A 24,918-nucleotide genomic window follows, 5' to 3' on the forward strand; every position below is an offset into this window, starting at 1 on the left:
CATGCACATCAGTTATGATTTTGAGCATATTGAAAGGTTTGAAGAACTTGAAGTGTCTCTTTTGTAGAAACGACCGTTGCAAACTCCTCATGCAAAGAAGACAATGCGAATGTATGTACATCTTCTGCAGGAAGCCTTGTTTTTCCATCGTAGGACATACAATCAAAGCAAGCTGTTGCATCGTTTACAACGTACGTCCTGTACCCTAGATTTCCAGCCATGCGAGCAGTCGTAGAGACGCAGTGATTAGTAGTTAGTCCTATTAAGATAAGCGTATCATAGCCATTTGCTTTTAAATAGCTGTCTAGCTCTGTTCCAATGAAGCAGCTGTTCACGTGTTTGCGAATTAAGTATTCATCTTCTTGTGGACCAAATCCTTCTTTGAACTGAAACCCCTTCGAACTTGGGTGTAAAGGAGAATTTGGATTTCCTGATGCATGCTGTACGTGAATGACAGGATAATCTTGGCGCCTCCATGCTTGCAGCAGCGTCAGCATATGTTTTTCTGCATCTAAATTGTTTCTTTCCCCCCACTCGGGTGAATAAAATCCTTCTTGTACATCGATAAGCAGCAGCACTGGTCGGGAACGTAGCATAAGCATCATCTTCTTTCGTCTTTATTTTAAAATGGAAATAACGTATGTGCACCCATCAGGACCGGCTTTTGAAGAATGAACCGTTTGTTTCGGTAAATGTATCCGATCTCCTGCCTGACATAGAACCGTATCACGTTCAACTGTAAAATAAATAGATCCTTCAAGTATATGAAGAATTTCATCAGTTGGATGCGTATGAGATGGGTGCGTTTGAAAAGCAATATCGTGCTGTACTTCAACGTATCCAGTATACGCCGGAAGCAGTTCTTTAATTACTTCTTCAAACTTTCCGCCAACTCCTTTTTTAATAGAGGCTTTTTTTACGTCCATGCTGCTCACTCCTTTTTAATTTAAACGGACACTGTCCGGTAGTATAGTTGTTATGATCATGTAAAAAATATTGCTTCCACTCTCGGTTTCCCTGCTGTCCATACCATCCTAACTCAGGGTGAGCTGATACGTCATCATATGTTTTTAACCGATCGCGGACCACCTTTTGTACGTGCCGCCCTATTTTTGAATCTCCTGTCATACCTTCAAAGACCCACCGAGGCTGAAATGTAATCATAAATCCTCTGCTCTTACGGCTTTTACGCAAAGAATGAGCAGGCGTATTACATACGACAAAAATAGGTTCTCCGTGAAAGCAAAATTCCCATAATGGATCTTTTGGATCTTTTGGAATGTCTTGCGGCCATTTCTTTTGATCAATTTGATGAAGAAACGTCAGCGTATCCCAAAACATCGTTTCGTACTCTTCCATTGATCGTTCTTTATGTTCAGGCTTAAAGAATAACACAAAAGATGTATAGCGACCTATGGTCTTGAACGTATCTATGTATTCTCTAAGTGCCGACGCTGCATTCCTAATATCTTGGTAGTTATAAGGAGTAGTCACAAATGAAAAACGCAGTAAATCTTTTTTAAAGCCTTCTACCCCTAATATACAAGGAAATGGATTTTCTTCTGATAATATATCGCTTTGGAAATATTGAAAAGCATCTTTTCCCCAAAACGGGACATGCGTTGACTCTAAAATCTCATTGGCTCGAAAAAGCATTTTTGATGCCATTAAAACCCTCCTTATGGAACTCAACGTTACATGTGTATTAAAGAAAAGAAAGTTTATGAGCATTTTTAACTAAATGCCGCTTCTAAATTATAAAACTCTAATCTATATATATATAAGCTACTATTGGACAAGTTAGAAAGGAGGCTGTGTTTGTGGAGTGGTTTTTGATTGCTATAAAACAAATAATTCTAGGTATTAGTCTCGCAGCACCGGTAGGTCCAATTAATATAGAGATGATTAAAAAAGGGCTGACAAGAGGATTTTGGGCTTCTTGGCTAGTTGGTTTAGGAGGCATGACGGCCGATATTTTATTTATGCTCCTCATTTTAATAGGGTTAACGCCCTTTGTTCAGATGCAGGCTGTTACTGTTTCCTTGTATGCAACTGGTTTTGTCATGCTCACATTTGTTGGCTTTCAAAGTATGAAACAAGCTGTTTCTCGTTCCTTTTCAATAGATGTAAACAAACCCTCTATTAAAAGAGATAAGTCGTTTTTCACAGGTTTCTTCATTGCTCTTATGAACCCTTTAAATATTGTGTTTTGGTTTGGTGTATTTGGGTCAAGCTTAAGCGAAAGCCTCCAAAGTCAAACGTGGCTATCTGTCTTTTTTCACAGTTTCTTTATTATCTTTGGCATCCTTCTTTGGAATTTAAATATTGCCAGCAGCATTCATTTTACAAGAAAATTTATCACGCCTAAGCTTCTTCGCTTCATTACGTTAGGTGCCGGTTTTTTACTTTTTTTATTTGGCTGCCAATTCGGTTTTAAATGTATATCCTTACTTATAGGCTGAGCTTTTAGCGATGAGTTCAATAAGAGTGTCATTTACTTTCTCACGTTCATCATAAAAAAGACCGTGTCCACTATTTTCAAATGGAAGAAGTGTAGAAAATGAAATATGACGATTCATAACTTTTGCAAGATCAAATGGACAAATTTGATCTTTTTTTCCGTGTAATATATATGTCTCAGCGAAAATTTGACTCAAATCCTCTCGCAAGTCTTCGTCTCGTAAAGACACCGCAGTTTTAATCGTTCCATGACCGGATGCCTCTAAACCTAAATCTTGAAACCACCCTCTAAAAGCTGAGCTAATAGGCTGATTAAAAAACTTTTTGCCAAACTCTTCAAGCATGTTAGGACGATCTCTATACGTATTTTGAATAATTGTATTTACTTCTTCAGAAGGAAGTCCATATGGAAAATCAGTTTTTTGAATAAAGCTTGGAGCCGCTGCTCCTAATAAAATTAACTTCTTCACGCCATATCCTAAATGTCTGCTCATATATCGAATGGCAATGGCTCCCCCCATAGAAAAGCCTACGAGCGTATAATTTTTAAGCTCCAGTCTTTCTACTAACATTCGAATATCATCCGCTAATTGATTGTAAGAATAGCCGGTGAAAGGCGCATCTGATTTTCCGAATCCGCGAAGATCAGGAGCGATACATCGAATACCGCGGGCCGGCAACGTTGTAAATTGGTATTCGTACATTTTAGCGTTAACAGGCCACCCGTGGAGGAAAAGAACGGGTTCCCCTTTTCCAATATCCCGAACAAAGAGTTTAGTCTTAGGAGTTACGTGAATAAAATAGTTCATCTATAACACCTCCTAGATGTTCTTATATATATATGTTTAGGACAATTGGAACATTCAAAAGTTTCTTAGAGGCTTGTGTAGGAGGTATATGATGTTTATTTGGGTTAAGGAGTAGGGAATTTTTTATATTGTTTATTTAGAACATAGTTTAATTTAAAAATATTAAACAAAAAAAATAGTAAAGCGTTAAAAACTTTACTACTTTTTTTGTTATTTTTCTTCCATCCACACATCAACTAAATTGCCAGCTTCGCTTTGGTCCAATACGAATGAACCGTTGCTGTATCGGTCGCTAGCTCGCATTGTAGACGGATCAACCTGCTCGATTTGACCTTTAGATGATTCCACTATCATGTAATGTTCTTTAGAGATTGCTTTTACTTTTGCAATTTGATGCGGATTAGATTTTAGTTCTCGGACCATCACTAGCCCTCGTTTTGCTCGTGCTGATTCTTCAAACTCAGTAATTTTTGTCTTTTTCACAGCTCCTCGCTGCGTGGCGATAAATAATTCAGTTGATAGAGCTTCATCTTCATCGAAGATAACGCCGCTTACAACATAATCATCGTCTTTTAAGTTAATTCCTTTCACACCGGAAGCGCGAGTTCCTACAATATTTATTTCTTCTTCCCGGAAACGCAGTCCGTAGCCAGAGCGAGTGGCAATAAACACTTGTTTTTTACCATCGGTTTGATATACATCGACTACTTCATCATCGCCTTTTAAATTAACGGCGACAAGAGCTTTGGAGTAGCGCTGTGCTTTATATTGAAGTAATTCTGATTTTTTGACCATACCATTTTTCGTAAAGAAAAGCAGATACTGATTTTCTTTAAATTCTTTCACCGGTATCGCCCGTACAATTTGCTCTTCTTTATCAATTGGAACAATGTTCATGATATGCTGCCCCATGTCTTTCCACCTGATATCCGGAAGTTCGTGCACTGGCATATATAAATAATTCCCTTTGTTTGTGAAGATGAGAAGGGTTTCGGTTGTATTAATTTCATACTTCGCTAAAATTCGGTCCGTATCTTTCATACCGAAGTCTTGCCCGTTAGACGCGGCGTAAGAACGAAGACTTGTTCGTTTTACGTATCCGTCTTTTGTGACTGTCACCATCACTTCTTCAGATGGAACCATCACTTCTAGATTAATCTTAATTTCTTCGATTTCCGCTTCAATTTTTGAGCGGCGTTCTGTACTGTATTGCTTTTTTACACGGCGTAATTCTTTTTTGATTACATTAAAAAGTTTTTTCTCGCTATGTAAGATTTCTTCTAACTCGTTAATTTTAGCACCTAGCTCTTCAGCTTCCGCTTGTAGAGCTGTGATGTCCGTGTTTGTCAAACGGTATAATTGAAGCGATACAATCGCCTCTGCTTGAGGTTCTGTAAATTCATATTTGGCAATTAAATTATTTTTAGCGTCGCGCTTATCTTTAGAAGCTCTAATCGTCGCAATAACTTCATCTAAAATCGACAGTGCCTTAATCAATCCCGCTACAATATGTTCACGTTCACGTGCTTTTTGCAGTTCGTATTTAGAACGATTTGTTACCACTTCTCTTTGATGATCAATATAAGCATCAAGAATGTTAGCCAAGCTCATAAGCTTTGGTCGCTTTTTAGCAATAGCAACCATGTTAAAATTATAAGGTACTTGCAGATCCGTATTTTTATAAAGATAGTGAAGTACTCCTTGAGCATTTGCATCTTTTTTTAATTCTACTACGATGCGCAGACCGGTACGATCCGTTTCATCGCGAACTTCAGCAATGCCTTCCACTTTTTTATCTAAACGAAGCTCATCCATTTTCTTAACAAGGTTAGCTTTGTTTACTTCAAACGGAATTTCTGTAATGACAATTTGCTGTTTTCCGCCGCGAATGGACTCCACTTCCGTTTTTCCGCGAATAATAATTTTCCCTTTACCTGTCTCGTAGGCTTTCTTAATCCCGTCTACCCCTTGAATGATTCCTCCCGTAGGAAAATCAGGACCTTGAATAGCCGTCATCAACTCTTCAATTGTACACGTTGGTTTATCAATTCGCATGATCGTTGCGTCAATTACTTCACCTAAATGATGAGGCGGAAGTTCTGTAGCATAACCAGCTGAAATACCCGTGGATCCATTTACTAGCAAGTTAGGAAACATAGCCGGTAACACAGTTGGTTCGCTGCTTGTATCATCGAAGTTAGACACAAACTCAACCGTTTGTTTGTCAATATCTCGTAGAAGTTCTGCAGCAATCGATGAAAGGCGAGCTTCTGTATAACGCATTGCTGCTGGGGGATCTCCATCAATACTTCCGTTGTTTCCATGCATTTCGATCAATACATTTCTAACTTTCCATTCTTGACTCATTCGAACCATGGCATCATATACAGATGAATCACCATGAGGGTGATAGTTACCAATTACGTTCCCTACAGTTTTGGCTGACTTGCGAAAGCCTTTTTCTGCTGTATTCCCATCTACGTGCATTGCATATAAAATACGGCGCTGAACGGGTTTTAACCCGTCTCTTGCATCCGGCAGTGCACGCTCTTGAATAATATATTTACTGTATCGACCAAAACGGTCGCCTAGTACATCCTCAAGAGGTAAATCTAAAAAGCGTTCTGTTTGTGTCATTGTACGTCCTCCTCTGCGACCGTTAATACATTTTCATTATCTAAAATATTTGGATCTTCTTCTAACCCAAACGCTACGTTGCTTTCAATCCATTTTCTGCGTGGTTCTACTTTATCGCCCATCAAAGTGGTCACACGACGATCAGCGCGAGCAGCATCATCAATACGGACACGAATCAGCGTACGCGTCTCTGGGTTCATTGTTGTTTCCCAAAGCTGATCTGCGTTCATTTCACCGAGACCTTTATAGCGTTGAATCATATACCCTCTTCCTACCTTATCGATAGCACCTTGCAATTCTTCGTCACTCCATGAATATTCAACCACTTCTTTTTTACCTGACCCTTTGCTTACTTTATAGAGCGGTGGAAGAGCAATAAATACTTTCCCTGCTTCCACAAGCGGTTTCATATAGCGGTAGAAAAACGTTAGGAGAAGCACTTGAATATGAGCGCCATCCGTATCCGCATCGGTCATGATGACTATTTTATCGTAGTTAATATCATCAATGGTGAAATCTGCTCCTACTCCTCCGCCTATCGCGTGGATGATCGTACTAATTTCTTCGTTTTTAAAAATATCTTGAAGCTTGGCTTTTTCGGTATTGATAACCTTCCCTCGCAGTGGCAGCACAGCTTGAAAGCGGCGGTCCCTTCCTTGTTTTGCTGAACCTCCGGCGGAATCCCCTTCGACTAAGTACAGTTCGTTTCGCTGAGGATTTCTTGATTGCGCAGGCGTTAACTTCCCGCTTAGAACGGTTTCTTGACGCTTTCGTTTCTTCCCGTTTCTTGCGTCTTCTCTCGCCTTTCGTGCTGCTTCACGCGCTTGAGCAGCTTTGATTGCTTTTTTTACAAGAAGAGAGCTTACGTCTGGGTTTTCTTCTAAGAAATAGGCAAGTTTTTCAGAAATAACTGCATCTACGGACGAACGAGCTTCACTTGTACCTAACTTTCCTTTTGTTTGACCTTCAAACTGAAGCAACTCTTCAGGTATTCTAACGGAAACGATGGCTCCTAAGCCTTCTCGTATATCCGTTCCTTCTAAGTTTTTGTCTTTTTCTTTTAGCAGGCTTACTTTACGGGCGTATTCATTAAATGCACGCGTCATAGCGCTTTTTGCACCGGACTCATGCGTTCCACCATCTTTGGTACGAACATTATTAACAAATGATAAAATGGTTTCAGAATAACCATCATTAAATTGAAAGGCAAATTCAACTTCAATATTATGATGAATCCCTTCAAAAAAGACGACTGGATGAAGTGAATCTTTTTCTTCATTTAAATATGAAACAAAGGCTTGAATACCTGTTTCATAATGAAAGATATCGTGACGATCATGTCTTTTATCGATTAACTCTATTTTGAATCCTTTTAACAGAAAAGCCGATTCGCGGAGCCGTTCACAAAGCGTATCATAATTATACACAGTTGTTGAAAAGATCGTGGCATCCGGTTTGAAATGAATCGTTGTTCCCGTTTTTTTCGTTTTTCCTATTTTTTCTAGCGTCGTAACCGGCTTTCCTCCATTTTCAAAACGCTGTTCATAAATAAATCCATCTCTATGAATGGTTACAGTCAACCATTCAGACAGCGCATTTACAACAGATGCACCTACTCCGTGTAAGCCTCCGCTTGTTTTATATCCACCCTGTCCGAATTTACCTCCTGCATGCAGGATGGTTAAAATAACTTCAGGCGTTGGTTTTCCTAATTTATGCATGCCCGTTGGCATACCTCGACCTTTATCTTGTACAGAAATTGAATTATCTTTGTGAATGGTTACAATAATTTCTTCTCCGTAGCCTGCTAGAGCTTCATCAACAGAGTTGTCGACGATTTCATATACTAAATGATGCAGACCTCGTGTATCCGTACTTCCAATATACATACCAGGACGTTTACGAACGGCATCTAATCCTTCTAGTACTTGAATTGCATCTTCATTATAATTAAATTGTTGTTTCCGAGCCATTCATACTACCCCTTTCATCACAACGAACATTACTACATTATGTATGAAACACAAACGTTTGCGCTTCGTGTCTAAGAATAAATGATCATGTATCCTATCTTTTAATTTTATAGTGTTCGCATCAACAGAACGTATGTTTCTATTTTTGCGTACTTACAAGATTTTAGCACAAATTTCCGTATTATAAAAGCAATATCTTGTGTATTCATGGATTATAAGCATTATAAAGCTAGCTGTCTAACGTCTATTGTAGCGGAAACGCTCTTACTATTTCAACGCATGGTGAAACCCATGCAAGCAGTGTGCATGGGTTGGTTGTTCTGCTTATAGATCTTACTTTGTTAAAGCATGCTCAACTTTTATACAACGATCCATAACTACAGTATACCCTTTTTTAGCGAGCAGGTCATATGCTTCTTCATTAATTAAACCAGATTGTGCCCAAAATACGTCTGCATCTACTTCTAAAAACTCTTCTGCAACTTCAAGCAAATGCTCAGAGCGACGAAATACATTAACGATATCAATATGCCCTTCAATTTCTTTTAATGAAGATACGGCTTTTACGCCGAGCGCTGAGTTGATTGTCGGGTTCACCGGAATAATCTCGTAACCTTGCTGCTGCATGGCTTCTGAAACCATATAAGACGTTCGATGAGGGTTATCTGATAAACCTACTACAGCAATGCGCTTGCTTTTTTTTAATATTTTACCAAGCTCTTGACGGGAAGGAATTTTAATGGACATGTCTATTACCTCTCTTAGCTATATAATATGTACTGAACAACATTCGCGATTTACAGTTGATTTCCTGCATATAGTACCCGTTTTCTCTATTTTTGTAAACGTCTTCTTTTTTTAAAATAATTGTCTCTCACCCAAAACTAGCTATGTTTTTTTAAGTATCTCATGGTAAAATAGAAACGATATAGAAATAAAGGAGCTTTCAAACATGAATTATTTATTACCTATTCTTGCCTATATCTTGGGCTCTATTCCTTTTGGACTAGTTGTTGGAAAACTAGGATACGGCATCGATATACGAGAGCATGGAAGCGGCAATTTAGGCGGCACCAACTCATTTCGTACATTGGGCGTAAAAGCCGGAATTATCGTTACGCTTGGAGACATTCTAAAAGGAACCCTAGCAGCTTCTTTACCGCTTTTATTTGATACGAATCAAAACATTCTCTTTATTGGTTTATTTGCTGTCATTGGTCATATTTTTCCTGTTTTCGCGAAATTCAAAGGCGGGAAAGCTGTTGCCACGTCCGCCGGAGTGATTTTATGTTATGAACCTCTTTTATTTGCTTTCGTACTATTATGTTTTTTTATCTGCTTATACATAACGAAGTATGTATCATTGTCATCAATGGTTACCGGGGTATTAACTTTTATCTACACGCTATTTAAGCAAGACTACATGCTTATTATGATTATTGGTTTAATTGTAGCCTTTGTCATTTACAGACACCGCGCAAACATTACCCGAATTCTTAATAAAACAGAACCGAAAGTCACATTTTTGTCAGGTAAAAAGAAATAAGAGAAGCTTCCTCTTATTTCTTTTTTTATAACCGTTTTGTAAGCGAATACATTTATTATTTATTAGTTATACTGATACTAAAATAAGGAGGTGAATGATGTGAAGAAAAAATGCCCTATTTGCAAACGAAATAAGAAAATGGATTCACAGCTAGAAGGAAGCCGCTACTGCGTTCACTGCTGGGAAACCATTGGAAAACAATATGATTTCAAATGAAAGAATGAAACGATTTAATATAGAAATGAAGCCTTCACCTCTATATTAAATCGTTTTATTTTATCTCATTCCTTCCTAGCTGGATTCGTATATATTGGTAATTTATCTACCTTTCTACTATAATAAATGTATCCGCAGTATTGGAAGGAGCATAATTAATGAAATTAACAGTAACAGAAGCAGCAGCTACGTGGTACAAAGATGAAATGATGCTAGAAGGAAACGAAACAATTCGCTTTTTTGTTCGCTACGGCGGATGCAGCAACGTTCAAAAAGGTTTTTCTTTAGGTGTAAACACAGATTCTCCTAAAAACGTTGGCGTTGAAACAAAAGTTGACGGTTTAACATTCTTCGTAGAAGATGAAGACCTTTGGTACTTTGATGGTCATGATTTGACCGTAAATTATAATGAAGAAACAAAAGAACCTCACTTTCATTACGAAGCGTAAGAAAAAAGCATCGATTTATCGATGCTTTTTATTCTTGCGATTAACCCTGCTTTTTGGCATCTTCATAGGCTTTATGCCATTCCGGATAATTACGGCGAATCGAAATAGGCTTAAAGTTTTCTTTTTTCACACATACGTGTGACGATGTTCCTGCTAACGCAAGTTCTTCATTTGAATTAAAAATTTCGTAGCCGTACACAACGCGTAGACCATCATAGTTCTCAACCCAAGTATGTACTACAGCTGTCTCGCCATAATGAAGCGGCTTTTTATATGAAGCCTGTATATCAATAACTGGCGACAGCACACCGTCGCTTTCCATTTGTGCATAGCTAAAACCTAAATCACTAATAAACTGCGTTCGACCTATTTCCATCCATACTAAATAGTTAGCATGATACACAACGCCCATCTGATCGGTTTCTGCATAGCGCACTTCGATTTCTTTCTTCGATACTAGCATGATTCTACCTCCTCTTGCACTGTTCCTGTTTTATCTTACCATATAAGGAGAATATACTCCTACTAGTTTGGTTATTACTCAATATGTTGTAAGACTAAGCGCATCTTGAATGCGATATATCAGCATTTCCAGCCGCGTCATTTTATTTTCATACCTTTTATAAGGAAGTGTATATGTGTAGTCTTTATTTGTCCATAAGCGGTCAAAATAAGCGTTTAGTTCGGTCATAACCTTTTTGTTAGAAGGTCCTGATACTTTAATATCCGTTTCTAAGTTCAAGTCAGCCAAATTTCGTTTTGTGAAATTTGCTGCTCCTGCAATAATAGTTGCATTTTTTTTGTTTCGAATAAATAAAGTTTTAGAATGATACTGTTCTTTCCCTGTATGATACCAGCGAATTTTAATATCTCCTTTGGATTTTTTTACAAGTTCTGCTGCTACTGGACGGTTAGGCAGTCCGAACTTTTTTCTTCCAAACGCATTCTCATTAGGATCTAAAATTAATCGTACGTTTGCTCCTTGTTTGGAAGCTTTCAAAAGCGCCTTTATTACGTCGCGATCTCCAAGATAAAACATGCCAAGCCATACATCGTCGCCTTTTTTAGCATGATGTAAATCATGTAATACGTGCTTATAGATTTTACCTTCTGTTAACAGCTGAACATAGAGGTCTCCCTTTTCTTTTTCTTTTTTCTTATACCGAGGTAACTTTCCTCCATAAGAAAAATCTGACACCGCTTGTTCACTTTTCACCACATCTCCAATGATATTCCCTTTTACTTCAAAGGCCATGTTAGAATTATAAAAACTTGCATCATGAGGATTGGCAGAAGAGATAATAACGCTTTGATCTGTTGCTACTACTTTTCTGTGATTAGCTTTTACATTTAACAACTTTAAATAAGCACGGACCGTCGCTTTAGGCGCATTGGTACCAAACGGATTTGTTATCCATCCGTTTCCTTTTTCACCAAACCACTGAACAAAAGTTCTCCACACTGAAGAATACAGTGGAATGGAGTCTCTGAGCTTAGATAAATTGGTTTGCACCACTTTGATTCCGTTTAGCCGCAGTGAATCTAACCACTTTGAATCATGTGAGCCGTAGGTTGTATTGATTTCATCTGTAATAAAGACGATTGCGATATTAGGATGTTTTCGTTTCTTTTCAATCAGCTTACTTGCAAGCGTATCACTAAGGTGAGGAAACGTTTCGCCTTGGTTATAGTAGCCGTTAAATAGAAACATATCCATAATAATAAAAGCTTTTGCTTCATCAATCGCATTCGTAACTGCTTGAAAAATATGTTGTTCAGAAACAGATGTCTGCTGGTCTTGATACGTTAGGTCTGATAAAAGAAATACATCTTCTACTTTGTGGGGCTTACTTTCGTATGAAACTCCTTTAGGCAAGGGCTTATGCGTTTGATAAGAGCCCACAATAATCAAGACGACAAGTAAACTGACCAAAATCCTTACTACTTTCTTTTTCACGTGCTTTTTCACTTACATAAACCTCTTCGCTAGTTTGTATTATTATTGACCTTACTAAAAAAATATAGAAAGAAAGCAGCTAAAACCGTTTATTTTTAGCTGCTTATTGTCGCTGTTTTATTTATTAAATCGTACCTTCGTAACCATTTTGACGAGCTTCTGACTCATCTTTTATTTCGCTGCGCATTGCTTCGATACTTACTTCGCGATTGTGATTTTTTTGCTGAATGCGCTGACGTTCTTCTTCAGTGCTGCATGCAGCAGCTTCTTCTGCTTCTTCAATGTTTTTCATTGTATTTTGCACCATTGTTTGTAATTTTTCAACGTTATCACTGCGATCGTCTGGATTCGGTTTATTCCATGCCATTGTATCTTCCTCCTCAAAATAACTTTGTTACAATTGTAGTATGCCGGATTTGTTCATCTCTATAAGTGGAAAAAAATGATTTTAGTTTACATAATATAATTATAATTAAGTTAAAATGTATATATAAAACATACATAATATGGTAATATATACATACAAAGGGGGAATCTCTATGACCAAACGAATGATAGCAGTACTAAGCGTCATCTTTATTGCAGTGCTTGCCGTATTTTTTATGTCGCAAACCTCATTGGCATCAAAATTGACAGCAAGTGCCTTTATGAAGCCTCATCATTACTCAAAACATGAAGAAAAAATGTTAGCTGTGACAAACCTGGACTACAAAAGCAATATCATTGCATACGATGTGAAAGCTCCTAGTGACGCAAAAGAAGCTTATGTAAAAGCTACTTATTACGAAAAGGGAAAAGCCAAAGAACCTTTATTTTCAGGAGGGTTGACTGTTTCAAAAGAATTTGACATGTTTGCTATTACATATAATATCGATGATGATACTCACAAAGTTATGTTTATGTAGGCAGCAACGATACAAACCTAGGAATAGAAGCGGAAAAGCCAAAAAAAATGAACGGCTATTCCTTTACTGGATTAGAGAAAAAACAAACGGTAAAAATGAATAAAACATATCCAGTTGCTGCTTTATTTGGTGACGCTGGCAGTGGCATACGAGTTGCTCCGCTTTCAACCGACGATGAAGAAGTCGTTAAAGAGCTTATTTCGAGCAATCCTTACGTTTATTTATTCACGGTAGAATTCAAATAATAAAAAGTCGCTGAATTCAGCGACTTTTTATTCATTCACCTTTGGTTTGAATAACTTGAGGATGCTTGCCGGATGTATCTTGCATTTGTTTTCCGTTGTTTCCACCAGCTTCTCTCGGTTGAGTGCCGATGTGATTCGGAACAAAAGGTTTGCTTTGTTTTTTAGGATTTCCCATGCTTATCCCCTCCTCACCGTTACTCTAACCAACTTACTTTAAAGTTATTCAGCTCTTTCAAGCATACGATCTTCTAACCGCTTTTCAATTTCCATTTCAATGCGTTCAATTTCTGACTGATCTTTTAACAGCTGCGTTTTATTTTCTTGCACTAACTCTTCAAATGAACGTTTGCGTAATTTTCTCATGATTACAACACCTACTTTATGTAATTTTTATGAAAAATCTGAAAAATCTAAAGAAACTGATATCATACAACTATCTATATTGTAACCAATTTGTCAGATAAGTAAACATACTTTTTGAAAAGTTGTAAGAAAGTTTGACATGTTTACTGACTTATCTATGTATACGATGGTAAAGGAAATAAGTTTCATTTTTAATAAAACAAGCAGCGAAGTTAATTCGCTGCTTGTTGAGCAAAGTTTTCCATTTGTTTAAGCGTCATTGGACCATTCACTCGTTGAACAATTTTCCCTTCTTCATCTATAAAGTAAGATGTCGGAATGGTGGAGACTCGATATTTTTCACTCCCTACACTATCTTGGTCGTCCAATAATACACGAAACGTAAACTGTTTTTCTTTAAGAAACTTAGATACTGCCTGTTTACTGCCTTCTGACGAAGTTAAATTAACCGCAAGCAGCTGTACATCGTTTCCATATTTCTCATAAAATGCTTGCATATCGGGCATTTCTTTTTGACACGGCGGACACCATGTTGCCCAAAAGTTTAAAATAACTTTTTTTCCTTTAAAGTCCGATAATTGAACGGATTTCCCGCTCGTATCTGACAGTGTAAACGGAGGCGCTGTATCTTTTGGTTCCAACCCATAAGCTTGACCCGAAGCCTGACGAGCACTATCGCCTTTTTTGATATTTAAATCCTTGTATTCGCTTAAGTTAGAATTATCGGATGCTTCATTTGGAGAAAGCCCTTGCCAAAGTGCGTAGCTAAGAAATCCTACTAGAAGCAAGACCGCAATTATTTTTTTAACCATATGATCGGCTCCTTTATTTCTTCTAAAAAGTGATAATCTATGTACTAATAGATATGTGCAATATCTACTAAAATAATCCTTTTATAGGGCATTTTCTTTTATAATATAGCATATTTCCCTCTCACTTTTTGTCGAAAACGGTGCGTTTGCATAAAAAAAGAGCGGTTCTCGTGAACCGCTCTTTTTCTTTATAACTTACGCATGTGTTTTAGACTGTAATTTATCACGAAGCACCATTTGAAGGATACCACCGTGGCGATAGTAATCAATTTCAACTTCACTATCGAAACGAACCAGTACTTCAAATTCTTTTTTGTTTCCAGCTTCATCAGTTGCTGTTACTTTTATAAAATCACGTGGTTTTACTGTTTCATCAACTGCTACTGCAATTGTTTCTTTTCCAGTTAAACCCAATGTATCCGCGCTTTCACCATCTTTAAATTGAAGAGGTAAAACACCCATTAATACTAGGTTTGAACGATGAATACGCTCGAAGCTTTCAGCGATTACTGTTTTAATACCTAAAAGATTTGTGCCTTTTGCTGCCCAGTCACGAGAACTTCCCATGCCGTAATCTTTGCCTGCAAGTACAACAAGACCTGTACCTTGCTCTTTGTATTTCATACAAGCATCATAAATGCTCATTACGTCATTTGTTGGCCAGTATGTTGTCCAGCCGCCTTCTGTACCAGGAGCTACTTGGTTTTTAATGCGGATGTTTGCAAACGTACCGCGCATCATTACTTCATGGTTACCACGACGAGAACCATATGAGTTAAAGTCTTTTGGCTCTACACCGTTTTCTTGAAGATAAAGACCTGCAGGTGATGTTTTTGCAATTGAACCCGCTGGTGAAATGTGATCCGTTGTCACTGAGTCACCAAATTTCGCTACTACGCGAAGATCATTTAACGCCTCTACTTCACCTGGTTCTTCTGATAAGCCTTCAAAGAAAGGTGGGTTTTGAATGTACGTTGAATCATTCTCCCACGTATAAAGCGCATCTTCGCTTGTTTTAATTTCGTTCCAGCGCTCGTTATCATCGAATACACGCTCATACTCGTTACGGAATAATTCAGGCGTTACGGTACGGCTAACAACTTCTTTAATTTCATCTTGAGAAGGCCAGATGTCGCTAAAGAATACTTCATTGCCGTCTGTATCAATACCGATTGGATCTTTTTGTAAATCTACATCTACCGTTCCAGCCAGTGCATATGCTACAACAAGCGGCGGAGAAGCAAGGTAGTTACCTTTTACTAATGGATGAATACGTCCTTCAAAGTTACGGTTTCCTGAAAGAACAGACGTTACAAGCAAGTCGCTGTCTGCAATCGCTGCTTCAATTTCTGCTTCTAATGGACCAGAGTTACCGATACAAGTGGTACAGCCATAACCTACGATGTTAAAGCCGATTTTATCTAAGTATGGAAGCAGCCCTGAATTTTGAAGGTAAGCCGTTACTACTTTTGAACCTGGTGCTAAAGAAGTTTTCACGTAAGCTGGAACATCCAATCCTTTTTCTACCGCTTTTTTCGCAACTAAACCAGCTGCTACTAATACGTAAGGATTTGATGTGTTCGTACAGCTTGTGATAGCCGCAATGGCAATGGCACCTGTTTTCATTGTTGTTTCTGAACCGTCTGCAAGCTTAAACGTAATTTCTTTATCCACGTCTTTAGCATCAAGTCCGAAGCTTTGGTTGCTAACAGGAGCTGTTAAAGCCTTCTTGAATTCTGTTTGCATTTGAGAAAGTGGAATTAAATCTTGCGGACGCTTTGGACCAGAAAGATTTGCTTCAATCTCAGCAAGGTTAATCTCAACAACGTCAGTGAAAATTGGATCTTCATTTTCTGGTGTGAAGAATAAACCATTTGCTTTTGTATATTGTTCGACAATCTGAATGTCTTTTTCATCTCTTCCAGTTAAACGCATGTATGCTAATGCTTCTGCGTCAACTGGGAAGAATCCACATGTTGCACCGTATTCAGGAGCCATATTAGCGATTGTTGCACGGTCAGCTAATGGAAGTTCTGCTACACCAGGACCGAAGAATTCCACGAATTTTCCGACTACTCCTTTTTGACGAAGCACTTGCGTAACTTTTAAAGCTAAGTCTGTAGCTGTAGTGCCGTTTGGTAATTCACCAACAAGTTTAACACCGATTACTTCAGGAACTGGGAAATAAGAAGGTTGACCAAGCATACCTGCTTCCGCTTCAATACCGCCAACACCCCATCCTAAGACACCGATACCATTAATCATCGTTGTATGAGAGTCAGTACCTACTAGAGAATCAGGGAAAGCTACAAATTCACCATCTTCTTCAACAGCATGAACAACGTTTGCTAAATATTCTAAATTTACTTGGTGCACGATACCAGTAGCTGGCGGAACTGCACGATAGTTATTAAATGATTTTTGAGCCCAGCTTAAGAAATTATAGCGCTCTGTATTACGTTGAAACTCAAGGTCCATATTAATTCGTAATGAGTCAGCTGTACCTGCTTTATCAACTTGTACGGAGTGGTCGACAACGAGGTCTACTGGAATTTCTGGATTGATTTTGTCAGGATCGCCTCCTAAATCAGCCATTGCTTTACGAAGTGACGCTAAGTCTACAACCGCTGGAACTCCAGTGAAATCTTGAAGAATAACACGAGATGGTTTGAAAGGAACATCGATATCTTTAATATCTTTTGTTCCCCATTTTGCAAGGTTTTCGACGTGTTCTTTTGTAATAACACGGCCATCTACCTGACGAAGAACAGATTCTAATAATACTTTAATTGAATACGGCAGCTTAGATACGTTACCTAAACCTGCTTCCTCTAAAGCTTGTAAGCGGTAATAATTATATGTGCTGCCATTAAGATCGAATGACGAACGAGCGTTAAAAACGTCTTTTTTAGTCATTGCTTTTACCCCCTTAAAATTCTATGTATAAAGGATTTACTTACCCCATCCTCTATTCCCTTCACCATCTATCTTAATATAATATTATACATAAGTAAATAAAAAGAATGTTATTAATTAACATAAGTTTCACTTATAACCTTTTCCATCTTCCTTTTATTTTTCTAATAATTCATATTTCATTGATTTTTACGCATGCTAGAAACGGAGGTGATTCAACATGGCTAAACGCAAGTCAAACCACGTCATTCCTGGAGCTAACGCGGCTAGCGCTCAAGGAAAAGGATCGGGTTATAATGAAGAGTTTTCAAATGAACCATTAACGGAACAACAGAAACAAAATAATAAAAAACGCAAAAAAAATCAATAAAACAATCTCTTATTGGATATACTAATCACTAGTTAGAAAAGCAAAATCGTTTAACTCCATGAAATCTAACGAGAAGGCGTCATTATATATGACGCTTTTTTCCTGTTCCCATTTCCTGTTTTTGTTAAACCTATTTTTAGAAAGGGGAATTTTTCATTGGATAAATTCCCTGTCACTATCCTACCCTAATAAGTGAAAGGGAGGCTTTAACTATGAACAAAAACAGCAGCAAAGACATCAGAAGAAATGCGCCAAAAAGCAATTCTGGACAGCCAGAACCGCTAAGCGGATCTCATAAAGTAAAAAACCGTAAGCATTCTCGCCAAAAACACAATAGCGGACATGATATGTAAAACAGCGGCAAGCTCTCTACAGAGCTTGCTTTTTTATGCGTAGAAAAGACAGCTAGTACTTCAAGCTTATTCTTTGCGCAGGAGTTCACTAAGTACATAAACGCGCATATGATAGTAAAGTGAAACAGTTTAAATAATGGAGGAACGCAGAAATGAAAAACAAGCGTCTGCCAGCAGACCAAATGTTTGTAAAAGGCTTTCAAGAGTTGTTAGAAGTCATGCTTTCAAATCCCTTTATGAGTTATTTAGATTATGATTCCGTTCGTATAGATTTATTTGAAACAGAACAATCATTTATTGTCGAAGCTGAATTATTAGGGTATCACCCTAAGGATATTATCGTTCAGATACAAGCTGACCACTTACAGCTGACAGCCAAAAAATACTGCATTAGAGAATTTCATGATGAAAAGCAAGGAACGCTTGCAAGAGAACAAACGGAAGAAAGCGTTGAACGTACAATCGACTTTCCATTTCCATTGATGAATAAAAAAATTACCGCTACATTTAGTAACGAAATCCTTGAAATTACGATTTCTAAACATGAGACAAATGAATCTAATCAGCAAATAGTCCCTATTGAGTTCCAATAAAGCTGCAGATGTTGTCTCTGCAGCTTTATTGGAACTATTTAATTGTTTATTTAGCACATAGTTTTTTTAGAATATTCTTCTTTTCAAAACAATGGGATATCTAATTTATTTTACGGCACACTACTAAAAAAGAGTAAAAGGAGAACGTTTATGCTTCATACTGCTTGGAAAGGTAAAATCAGCTTTGGATTAATTGATATCCCTATTAAACTGCACGGAGCAATTGAAGAAAAAGATGTAAAGCTGCGCACGCTACACTCCGTTTGCCATACACCTATTCATCAAGAAAAACATTGCCAAACGTGTGGACGAGAAGTAGAATCCGATGAACTGGTTAAAGGATACGAAACCGCGACCGGTCAGTTTGTTGTACTTTCACAACAGGAAATTGACAGTGTCAAAGAGCCCTTTGCAGCAAACAAAGCCGTTGAATTGTTACACTTTGTTTCGTTAGATGACATTGATCCCCTGTTTTTTGATAAGCCCTACTATATTTCTCCTGGGGAAACAAGCCTAAAAGCTTATTATACTTTATTAAATGCACTTGAAATAACGAATAAAGTCGGTATTGCGAATGTATTTTTATATTCCAAACAGCAAATGGCAATTATTCGTTCCGTGGGCGGATCTCTTGTTCTTCACACGATGCATTTTGAAGAAGAGCTTCGTTCAGTCACAGATGTGCCTAACTTATCCAGTACTTCTTCCATTAATGAAAGTGATACACAAGTGACGGTGGAATTAATTGATAAGCTATCTACTTCTTTTAATCCATCTATTTACAAAAACAACTACCGAGACGCCTTACAAAACGTCATTCAACAAAAAATAAATCAAGGCGAAGTTACAAAAGGCAGCGGAAGCGAAGAACGAGATATTCGACATTTAATGGAAATGTTAAAAGTGAGCATAGATCCTTCTACTTTACACCCGACAAAATCAACAGCAGAGAAAAAAACTTCATCCTTAAAAAAGAAAGCATAAAAAAGCTAACGAAGAAATTCGTTAGCTTTCATTTGCAACAGAAGTCTTAGGAACAATAGTTCCATATGATGCCGGTATTTTTAAATATTGCGTTACTTGATTATTTTCTACAAAGACAATAAAGTTATCTTTTTTATCTTTTCCAATACCTTTTGCTTTTGCTTCAGACCACGTGAAGCCCAGCTTTTCATTTACCTCACTGCGAGTCGTTTCCGGTCCAAAAACATATACTTTATCCCATCTAAAATCACATAATTCATTAAAATCAAGGATGGAAGCTTCTTCTTTACTTTGATTTGTTTTTTTAATTTCATTGATTACAGTTTGCTGAAGTTGCGCTTGGTTGCGTTCGCTGTATACCCTGTCAATAAAAAAAGTTGCCAATAGCGCTACTAACGTGAATAGTAGAATCTTTTTCACTTCGTTGTCCTCCTGATACGTTCTCTGCACATGATACGACTTCTTTTCGATACGGTTTTATTCTCTACTATTCTAGAAAATTCAACAGGAAAATACAACTAAAATCTCGAAATGTCATCAAAACATAAAAAACTTAACACTATGTCAACGCATAAAAAAAGACTTGTTCACTTTCTACCTATTCACCTACTCAGCGCTGAAAAAATGTGGTTCTACCGTACAAATAGTTTCAATAAATTCTTCTACTAGCCCTTCTTCTCCCGGCAAAAAAGGCAGCGCACCAACTCCAACACGTTCAATACTTTTATAAAAATGATGCTGCTTATAGCCCTCTGCTTTCCCTGGAAAAAGCACAATCGCTGTTTGTACCGGTTTTATTCCATTTTCCTCTACAATAGCGTCTCGGTAACGATGCATGGTATTAATATCTTCTTCTCTAGGAGAGGGCGTATCGTGATTTGGTTTGATACGATACTTAGCGTCAAAAAGATATACACTTTTTTTCTCCCCTTGCTTTACTTCAAGCAGCAAGTCCGGCTTTTGAATAACGGTATGAGTATGATGGTATGCTTTCTGATACCATAGCGTGGCTTCTGCTTTCCCCACTTGAAAACGATGATAAGACGGCTGCATCCTGACGTTCAACCCTTGTTCTGTCGTTGTCATGATGTTTTGTTCTATCCGCTTGCCGTAAGTTTGCAACTTCTTTAAAAGACTAACATACGTCCAGTATTCGTAGAGAGTTGCGATATCTTTTAATGAAAGGTGGTAAAACTCTCCGTTAAGAGCCAATCCTCGCGTTAAGAACATAAAGTATCTGCTTGCTTCCCGATAGCGGGGTGCCGTCCGTAGGGTAGAAGGAAGAGTTGAAGCTTGTAGGGTCTTCACCCGTTGCCAAAACGCATTATTTAACAGTCTTTTTAATTCGGTATGATTAGTTTCTAAAGCCGATATGGCTTCTTTTTTTACATATCTATCTTTTATCAATTTGTCAATTAGTGCAGTTAGCTTATGATACAGCTGCGTCATCATCCATTTTACACTTTGATTTTCCAGATTATCATAGGTAGACACATGCCTGGTGCCAATCGCTTTTGTGGGTACTACTTTTATATTTCGATTAACTTTAATCCCTCTGCTTGAAGGTGCAAGATAGGTAGGGTGGGTTCGGACAAATGATATAGCACGGCTATCTTGTTTTTTTATTTGATCGCCTCTCATGAGCTCATGTTCAACTTTTACCGATTGAAACGGCTGATTTTCAATCTGACGCACAGAATGAAGAAAGGGTTTCATATAGTGAGAGAGAACATGATAAAATTCCGTCCATGTTGCTTGCTTAGACCAAACAGATTTTGCTTCAATATATGTTTTACGAAGCATATCGTATGCCAAATCATGAATGTATCCGTTCACTTCATCAACCATGTGTACATAATCTGTCTTGTAGCTCATCTTTGAGGGGAAAATTTCAAGAGTAAAGGACAGCTCTTTTTCTCTTTCGCTGTAAACATGAAACGTAGAATACCCTACTTCATTTTGAAAGCTTATATTTCCCGTCAAAATGTAGGGAAATCCTACGCTTTGAAAACTTTGTTCAACTGCTTTTGAATCGTGGTTAACAAACAGGCTTGTTTCATTTTTAGAAACAACTGTAATTTGATAGGTTTCATTTTCAAAAAATAAAGGCTCAAGCGGCGGTTTTGAAGTCATCATGCCTTTTGTTTGATTTAATACTTTTACATGTGTAATTCCTTTTCCTGTACAAGAAAAAAACATCACTTCTTCTGCAGATTTTATTTTTTTCTTATTTTTCCCTTTTATAACCACCGTACACGTGTCAGTTTCAATTTCAACGTACGGTATTAATCCAAAATGACGTGTATCCGTATATTTCAAAACGTCTCATCATCTCCATTATTTTGCGTGCGCTTTTAGGAAATCTCATTCCATCTGCATTTACGACAGCTGTCTCAAATTCATCATCTAACAGTGTATTTGTACAGTAATAATAAAGGTTTTTTAATAAATCAAATGTGTACCCATCGCTTCCTGAAATACGAGGCAAAACTTTTTGCAAAATCTGAAAATCAAACGCCTGATCAAATGTAAACATCCCGCTTTTTACCGCGTAAATCAAATAAAAGCATATTTCGTCGCGTACGCGGTAACCTATTTGCAGATCGACTTCTATAAGCATCTCGTTGACGGTTAGCAGTTCATTTGTTACTTCGTGAATGAGCTCAGCATGTTCAACATACGCATCTTTTAAGTGAACATATTGACTTTGAATTTGTACATTTTGAATGCCGTGCTGAGCCGGATCTCTATCATCTAAAAAATCAAAAGAATCTAGTTGAATCTTATTTAACTCAATGGTGTTGGTACGATCTAACAACTTTTGACTAAACCCATGAGTTGTTTCATCCATATTAATTGTACCGATAATGAGAAGATTAGATGGCAAATAAATATCTCGGAACATCTTATGTCCAGGAAATAATGGAGCCGTTTTGATTTTCCCTTTTGACCAGCTCCTGCTTTCCATCACGCTTAAAATATCGCTAAAATAATGTTCAACTCGAGCTAAGTTCATTTCATCCAATATAGCAACATATGTGTAAGCTGGATGCTGAATGGCTTGCTGCATAATCGACAGAAACGATCCTCTGCGAAAATCTCCTCTTAAATCAATATATCCTAATAAATCTGAACTATCGTGCCAATCGGGTCGAACCGGAATGAGCACTTGTCTTCCATTTTCAATCGTGGCACCGATACTATCTGCTAAGAGCTGAGCAAGCTTTGTTTTTCCTGTCCCGCTCATTCCTGATAAAACAATAAACGGTTTGGTCTTTAAAGCAAAGTAGGCGTTGGCTATATCATGTCGTTCATATGTAAATCCAGATTTCCTAATATACTCATGAATATGGACGATGGCGTCTTTGTCTCCCAGCATCTCTTTGCTCATTCCGTATGTTTTTATATACTGTTCATGCATACTTAGCAGTAAATGCAAGTCATCTTGCAGCTGATCATTGCTAGGTAAGTCTGCTATATTGTAAGGAAGGTAAAGAGCTACTCTATCCTCAAAGCTTTTCGCTTCCATGCTTGTACCAATGACAATATGATTATCTTTCAATACGCGGGCATGTTCAGGAGTGAAAAATCGAATGTCTTTCAGATCAGTTCCTTCTTCTGAGTCTCCTCTCATCATGACTAAGTAAATGCGCTGACCGTCTTCACTGAATAAATACGCGACCATCACGTCACTCTCTATATTCTTATTCGCAAGGGTCACGTAAGGAAATGTTTCAGCGTGCTGTCCCGATATACGCATTTCTTCTCGATTTATATGCTCCAATCGATAAAGAGAAATCGGAAGCCTGCGTGTAAGCATATTTTCTATTTCATGTTTTACAAGTACGTCTCCACCCATTTGTTTATAATGTTCCGCTACATACAGCAGCCGCTCGCGCAAACTCATCGAATTCTCTCCTTTCTGCCTTCACTGCAGTTTGTAAAAATAAAAAGCATCGTCAGCTGACCACGCAAAAGGTTCATTTCTTTTATTATAGACGCTTTCTTCGTATAGTAAGCTATTTTATAACGTTAGGAAACACTACATTATTCTTTTCTCTACATATATGTTTATGTTCATTTTAATGAAACATGACAGAAAAGAAAAGCGTTAGGGGCTTAATAAATGAAGAGGCAATGATACGAACAGAAAAATAAGCAGCTTGTGTGCCCAGGGATACCCCCCCATTATGCTACATGATTATTTAACGTCTGATGCTTTTGGCTGAGTAAAGAAAAAGATAAAAATAATAAGCGGCAGGGCGATAAGAAAAATACTCGTCTCTGAAGGTCTTACTGTAGGTATATCTGTTAATGACATTTTAATCAGTCCTTTGTAAATTTTTCAACTAAGTCAGGATTTACATAAAAATGTTTTGATACCGTACGATGAAAAAACTGAGAGGATTGATTCAGTTCACTTAATGCAGGTTCTGTTTTGGGAACGCCAAAAATAGGCCCACTTACGTTAATGGTAAATCTTCCAGAAGAAATAAAGGCGCCCGACACATTAATCTGGTTATTAAGCAGCAAAGCCGCAAGAAACACATCAATCATATCAATAATAATATTAATTCCCACATTTCCGTCTTTTCCTTCGATGCGACTGGTTCCTGTAATAGGTCCGCCTACTGAAACACGAAAAGCTCCGGGTGTCACAAATACTCCTATAATTGTTATTTGGCCAGTTAATAATAATATGGCCGTTACTACATCCAGATCTCGTTGAATGGCAAAGATAAGTTCCCTTTCTTTGTCAAAGCCGCTTTTCCATTCCACATTCTCCACACCCTTAGCACATACTATTCTAAACACGTGTAAGTGTTATTCTAATTCTGCTTTTTCTTTTCTCACTCGCGCTCCGAAAAGTGTAAAACAGATTTTACTGCGTCTTCAATTTCTTTATATCCTGTACATCTGCATATATTAGAAGCTAACCACTCCTTTATAATATCGTCACTTCCTGAAGGATGGCGTTTGGAAAGCAAATGAGCATTCATAATAAAACCCGATGTACAATAACCGCACTGAAAAGCAAAGTGTTCAATAAAAGCTTTTTGCATAGGTGAACTCTTCAGTCCTTCTATAGTCATTATTTCTTTCTCTTCTGCTTCTGCCGCTAACATGAGGCAGGATTTCATTGGCCGCTGATTTATCCCTACTGTACAAGCTCCGCAGTCTCCATTTAAACAGCCTGGTTTTGCTCCGGTAAGGCCCAGCTTTTCTCTTAATACGTAAAGCAGCGTATCTGCTGTTCGGATATCAACCATTTTTTCTTCCCCATTAACCTTTAGCTTAACTGTTATTCTATACCTTTCATCTCTTAGCAC

The 24,918-nt window shown here is 37.8% G+C and carries 28 protein-coding genes; 9 read left to right on the forward strand and 19 right to left on the reverse strand.

Annotated features, from left to right (window positions below):
- Positions 1-8 precede the first annotated feature (8 nt).
- From JNUCC25_RS12855 to JNUCC25_RS12865, 3 genes are read right to left on the reverse strand one after another with little or no spacing between them, the layout of a single operon-like run.
- Positions 9-596 carry a cysteine hydrolase family protein gene (locus JNUCC25_RS12855; RefSeq protein ID WP_013057235.1) on the reverse strand — a complete coding sequence of 196 codons (588 nt, stop codon included), beginning with the start codon at positions 594-596 and terminating at the stop codon, positions 9-11.
- 21 nt (positions 597-617) lie between these two features.
- Positions 618-926: a cupin domain-containing protein gene (locus JNUCC25_RS12860; RefSeq protein WP_013057236.1), complete on the reverse strand. Its 309-nt coding sequence runs from the start codon at positions 924-926 to the stop codon at positions 618-620.
- Positions 901-1,668: a YqcI/YcgG family protein gene (locus tag JNUCC25_RS12865; protein WP_078081875.1), complete on the reverse strand. Its 768-nt coding sequence runs from the start codon at positions 1,666-1,668 to the stop codon at positions 901-903. The genes JNUCC25_RS12860 and JNUCC25_RS12865 overlap by 26 nt, the downstream gene beginning before the upstream one ends.
- A 152-nt stretch (positions 1,669-1,820) precedes the next feature.
- Here JNUCC25_RS12865 and JNUCC25_RS12870 point away from each other — a divergent pair, with 152 nt between their 5' ends.
- A complete protein-coding gene (locus JNUCC25_RS12870) occupies positions 1,821-2,462 on the forward strand; it encodes a LysE family transporter (RefSeq protein WP_029322025.1) in 642 nt (213 codons plus the stop codon).
- Here JNUCC25_RS12870 and JNUCC25_RS12875 read toward each other — a convergent pair.
- The 4 genes from JNUCC25_RS12875 to JNUCC25_RS12890 form a co-directional block, all read right to left on the reverse strand.
- On the reverse strand, positions 2,448-3,269 hold the full coding sequence (locus JNUCC25_RS12875; protein WP_013057239.1) for an alpha/beta fold hydrolase: 822 nt from the start codon (positions 3,267-3,269) through the stop codon (positions 2,448-2,450). The two genes, JNUCC25_RS12870 and JNUCC25_RS12875, sit on opposite strands and share 15 nt — an antisense overlap.
- Before the next feature lie 210 nt (positions 3,270-3,479).
- Positions 3,480-5,906, reverse strand: a complete 2,427-nt coding sequence (gene parC, locus JNUCC25_RS12880; RefSeq protein ID WP_454221943.1) for a DNA topoisomerase IV subunit A — start codon at positions 5,904-5,906, stop codon at positions 3,480-3,482.
- Entirely contained in the window at positions 5,903-7,879 is a 1,977-nt protein-coding gene (parE, locus tag JNUCC25_RS12885) for a DNA topoisomerase IV subunit B (protein ID WP_013057241.1), read from the reverse strand. The genes parC and parE overlap by 4 nt, the downstream gene beginning before the upstream one ends.
- Positions 7,880-8,212: 333 nt before the next feature.
- Positions 8,213-8,626 (reverse strand): CoA-binding protein, encoded by a 414-nt coding sequence (locus tag JNUCC25_RS12890; protein WP_013057242.1) that lies wholly within the window; start codon positions 8,624-8,626, stop codon positions 8,213-8,215.
- A 205-nt stretch (positions 8,627-8,831) separates the two neighbouring features.
- Between JNUCC25_RS12890 and plsY the strand changes: the two genes are divergently transcribed.
- Both plsY and JNUCC25_RS12900 read left to right on the forward strand, forming a co-directional pair.
- Positions 8,832-9,425, forward strand: a complete 594-nt coding sequence (gene plsY, locus JNUCC25_RS12895) for a glycerol-3-phosphate 1-O-acyltransferase PlsY (RefSeq protein ID WP_013057243.1) — start codon at positions 8,832-8,834, stop codon at positions 9,423-9,425.
- A gap of 374 nt (positions 9,426-9,799) precedes the next feature.
- Positions 9,800-10,090 carry a HesB/YadR/YfhF family protein gene (locus tag JNUCC25_RS12900; protein ID WP_029322031.1) on the forward strand — a complete coding sequence of 97 codons (291 nt, stop codon included), beginning with the start codon at positions 9,800-9,802 and terminating at the stop codon, positions 10,088-10,090.
- A gap of 40 nt (positions 10,091-10,130) precedes the next feature.
- Here JNUCC25_RS12900 and JNUCC25_RS12905 read toward each other — a convergent pair whose 3' ends face one another.
- From JNUCC25_RS12905 to tlp, 3 genes are all read right to left on the reverse strand, one after another.
- The gene (locus tag JNUCC25_RS12905) at positions 10,131-10,553 is read right to left on the reverse strand and encodes a YbgC/FadM family acyl-CoA thioesterase (RefSeq protein ID WP_029322034.1); all 423 of its coding nucleotides are present in this window, start codon (positions 10,551-10,553) and stop codon (positions 10,131-10,133) included.
- A gap of 78 nt (positions 10,554-10,631) precedes the next feature.
- A complete protein-coding gene (locus JNUCC25_RS12910) occupies positions 10,632-12,059 on the reverse strand; it encodes a phospholipase D family protein (RefSeq protein WP_029322036.1) in 1,428 nt (475 codons plus the stop codon).
- A 112-nt stretch (positions 12,060-12,171) separates the two neighbouring features.
- Entirely contained in the window at positions 12,172-12,414 is a 243-nt protein-coding gene (gene tlp, locus JNUCC25_RS12915) for a small acid-soluble spore protein Tlp (protein WP_013057249.1), read from the reverse strand.
- Between the two features lie 172 nt (positions 12,415-12,586).
- Between tlp and JNUCC25_RS12920 the strand changes: the two genes are divergently transcribed.
- Positions 12,587-12,952, forward strand: coding sequence for a hypothetical protein (locus tag JNUCC25_RS12920; RefSeq protein ID WP_253880551.1), 366 nt, complete (start codon positions 12,587-12,589; stop codon positions 12,950-12,952).
- A 47-nt stretch (positions 12,953-12,999) separates the two neighbouring features.
- Positions 13,000-13,197 (forward strand): hypothetical protein, encoded by a 198-nt coding sequence (locus JNUCC25_RS12925; protein WP_253880553.1) that lies wholly within the window; start codon positions 13,000-13,002, stop codon positions 13,195-13,197.
- A 31-nt stretch (positions 13,198-13,228) separates the two neighbouring features.
- Here the strand turns inward: JNUCC25_RS12925 and JNUCC25_RS12930 are convergent, their stop codons facing one another.
- From JNUCC25_RS12930 to acnA, 4 genes are all read right to left on the reverse strand, one after another.
- Complete coding sequence (locus JNUCC25_RS12930; RefSeq protein ID WP_013057251.1) at positions 13,229-13,372, reverse strand: acid-soluble spore protein N; 144 nt, start codon at positions 13,370-13,372, stop codon at positions 13,229-13,231.
- Between the two features lie 44 nt (positions 13,373-13,416).
- On the reverse strand, positions 13,417-13,560 hold the full coding sequence (locus tag JNUCC25_RS12935) for an FbpB family small basic protein (RefSeq protein ID WP_013057252.1): 144 nt from the start codon (positions 13,558-13,560) through the stop codon (positions 13,417-13,419).
- A 212-nt stretch (positions 13,561-13,772) separates the two neighbouring features.
- Entirely contained in the window at positions 13,773-14,372 is a 600-nt protein-coding gene (locus JNUCC25_RS12940; protein WP_078081876.1) for a TlpA family protein disulfide reductase, read from the reverse strand.
- Between the two features lie 195 nt (positions 14,373-14,567).
- Positions 14,568-17,288 (reverse strand): aconitate hydratase AcnA, encoded by a 2,721-nt coding sequence (gene acnA, locus JNUCC25_RS12945; protein ID WP_078081877.1) that lies wholly within the window; start codon positions 17,286-17,288, stop codon positions 14,568-14,570.
- Positions 17,289-17,508: 220 nt separating this feature from the next.
- Here acnA and sspO point away from each other — a divergent pair, with 220 nt between their 5' ends.
- The 4 genes from sspO to ku all read left to right on the forward strand — a co-directional run bounded on the left by sspO (position 17,509) and on the right by ku (position 19,588).
- A complete protein-coding gene (gene sspO, locus JNUCC25_RS12950) occupies positions 17,509-17,658 on the forward strand; it encodes a small acid-soluble spore protein O (protein ID WP_013057255.1) in 150 nt (49 codons plus the stop codon).
- A gap of 212 nt (positions 17,659-17,870) precedes the next feature.
- Positions 17,871-18,011, forward strand: coding sequence for a small acid-soluble spore protein P (locus tag JNUCC25_RS12955; RefSeq protein WP_013057256.1), 141 nt, complete (start codon positions 17,871-17,873; stop codon positions 18,009-18,011).
- A gap of 152 nt (positions 18,012-18,163) precedes the next feature.
- Entirely contained in the window at positions 18,164-18,604 is a 441-nt protein-coding gene (locus JNUCC25_RS12960; RefSeq protein WP_029322042.1) for an Hsp20/alpha crystallin family protein, read from the forward strand.
- A gap of 150 nt (positions 18,605-18,754) precedes the next feature.
- Positions 18,755-19,588: a non-homologous end joining protein Ku gene (ku, locus tag JNUCC25_RS12965; protein ID WP_013057258.1), complete on the forward strand. Its 834-nt coding sequence runs from the start codon at positions 18,755-18,757 to the stop codon at positions 19,586-19,588.
- A gap of 21 nt (positions 19,589-19,609) precedes the next feature.
- Here the strand turns inward: ku and JNUCC25_RS12970 are convergent, their stop codons facing one another.
- The 5 genes from JNUCC25_RS12970 to JNUCC25_RS12990 form a co-directional block, all read right to left on the reverse strand.
- Entirely contained in the window at positions 19,610-20,008 is a 399-nt protein-coding gene (locus tag JNUCC25_RS12970; protein ID WP_013057259.1) for a hypothetical protein, read from the reverse strand.
- Between the two features lie 186 nt (positions 20,009-20,194).
- On the reverse strand, positions 20,195-21,907 hold the full coding sequence (locus JNUCC25_RS12975; RefSeq protein WP_098757283.1) for a DUF2357 domain-containing protein: 1,713 nt from the start codon (positions 21,905-21,907) through the stop codon (positions 20,195-20,197).
- Positions 21,861-23,495, reverse strand: coding sequence for an MrcB family domain-containing protein (locus tag JNUCC25_RS12980; protein ID WP_029322048.1), 1,635 nt, complete (start codon positions 23,493-23,495; stop codon positions 21,861-21,863). The genes JNUCC25_RS12975 and JNUCC25_RS12980 overlap by 47 nt, the downstream gene beginning before the upstream one ends.
- A 419-nt stretch (positions 23,496-23,914) precedes the next feature.
- Positions 23,915-24,367, reverse strand: a complete 453-nt coding sequence (locus JNUCC25_RS12985; RefSeq protein ID WP_029322049.1) for a hypothetical protein — start codon at positions 24,365-24,367, stop codon at positions 23,915-23,917.
- Positions 24,368-24,438: 71 nt separating this feature from the next.
- Positions 24,439-24,918 (reverse strand): (2Fe-2S)-binding protein, encoded by a 480-nt coding sequence (locus tag JNUCC25_RS12990; RefSeq protein WP_013057264.1) that lies wholly within the window; start codon positions 24,916-24,918, stop codon positions 24,439-24,441.

This window comes from Priestia sp. JNUCC 25 (assembly GCF_053667915.1).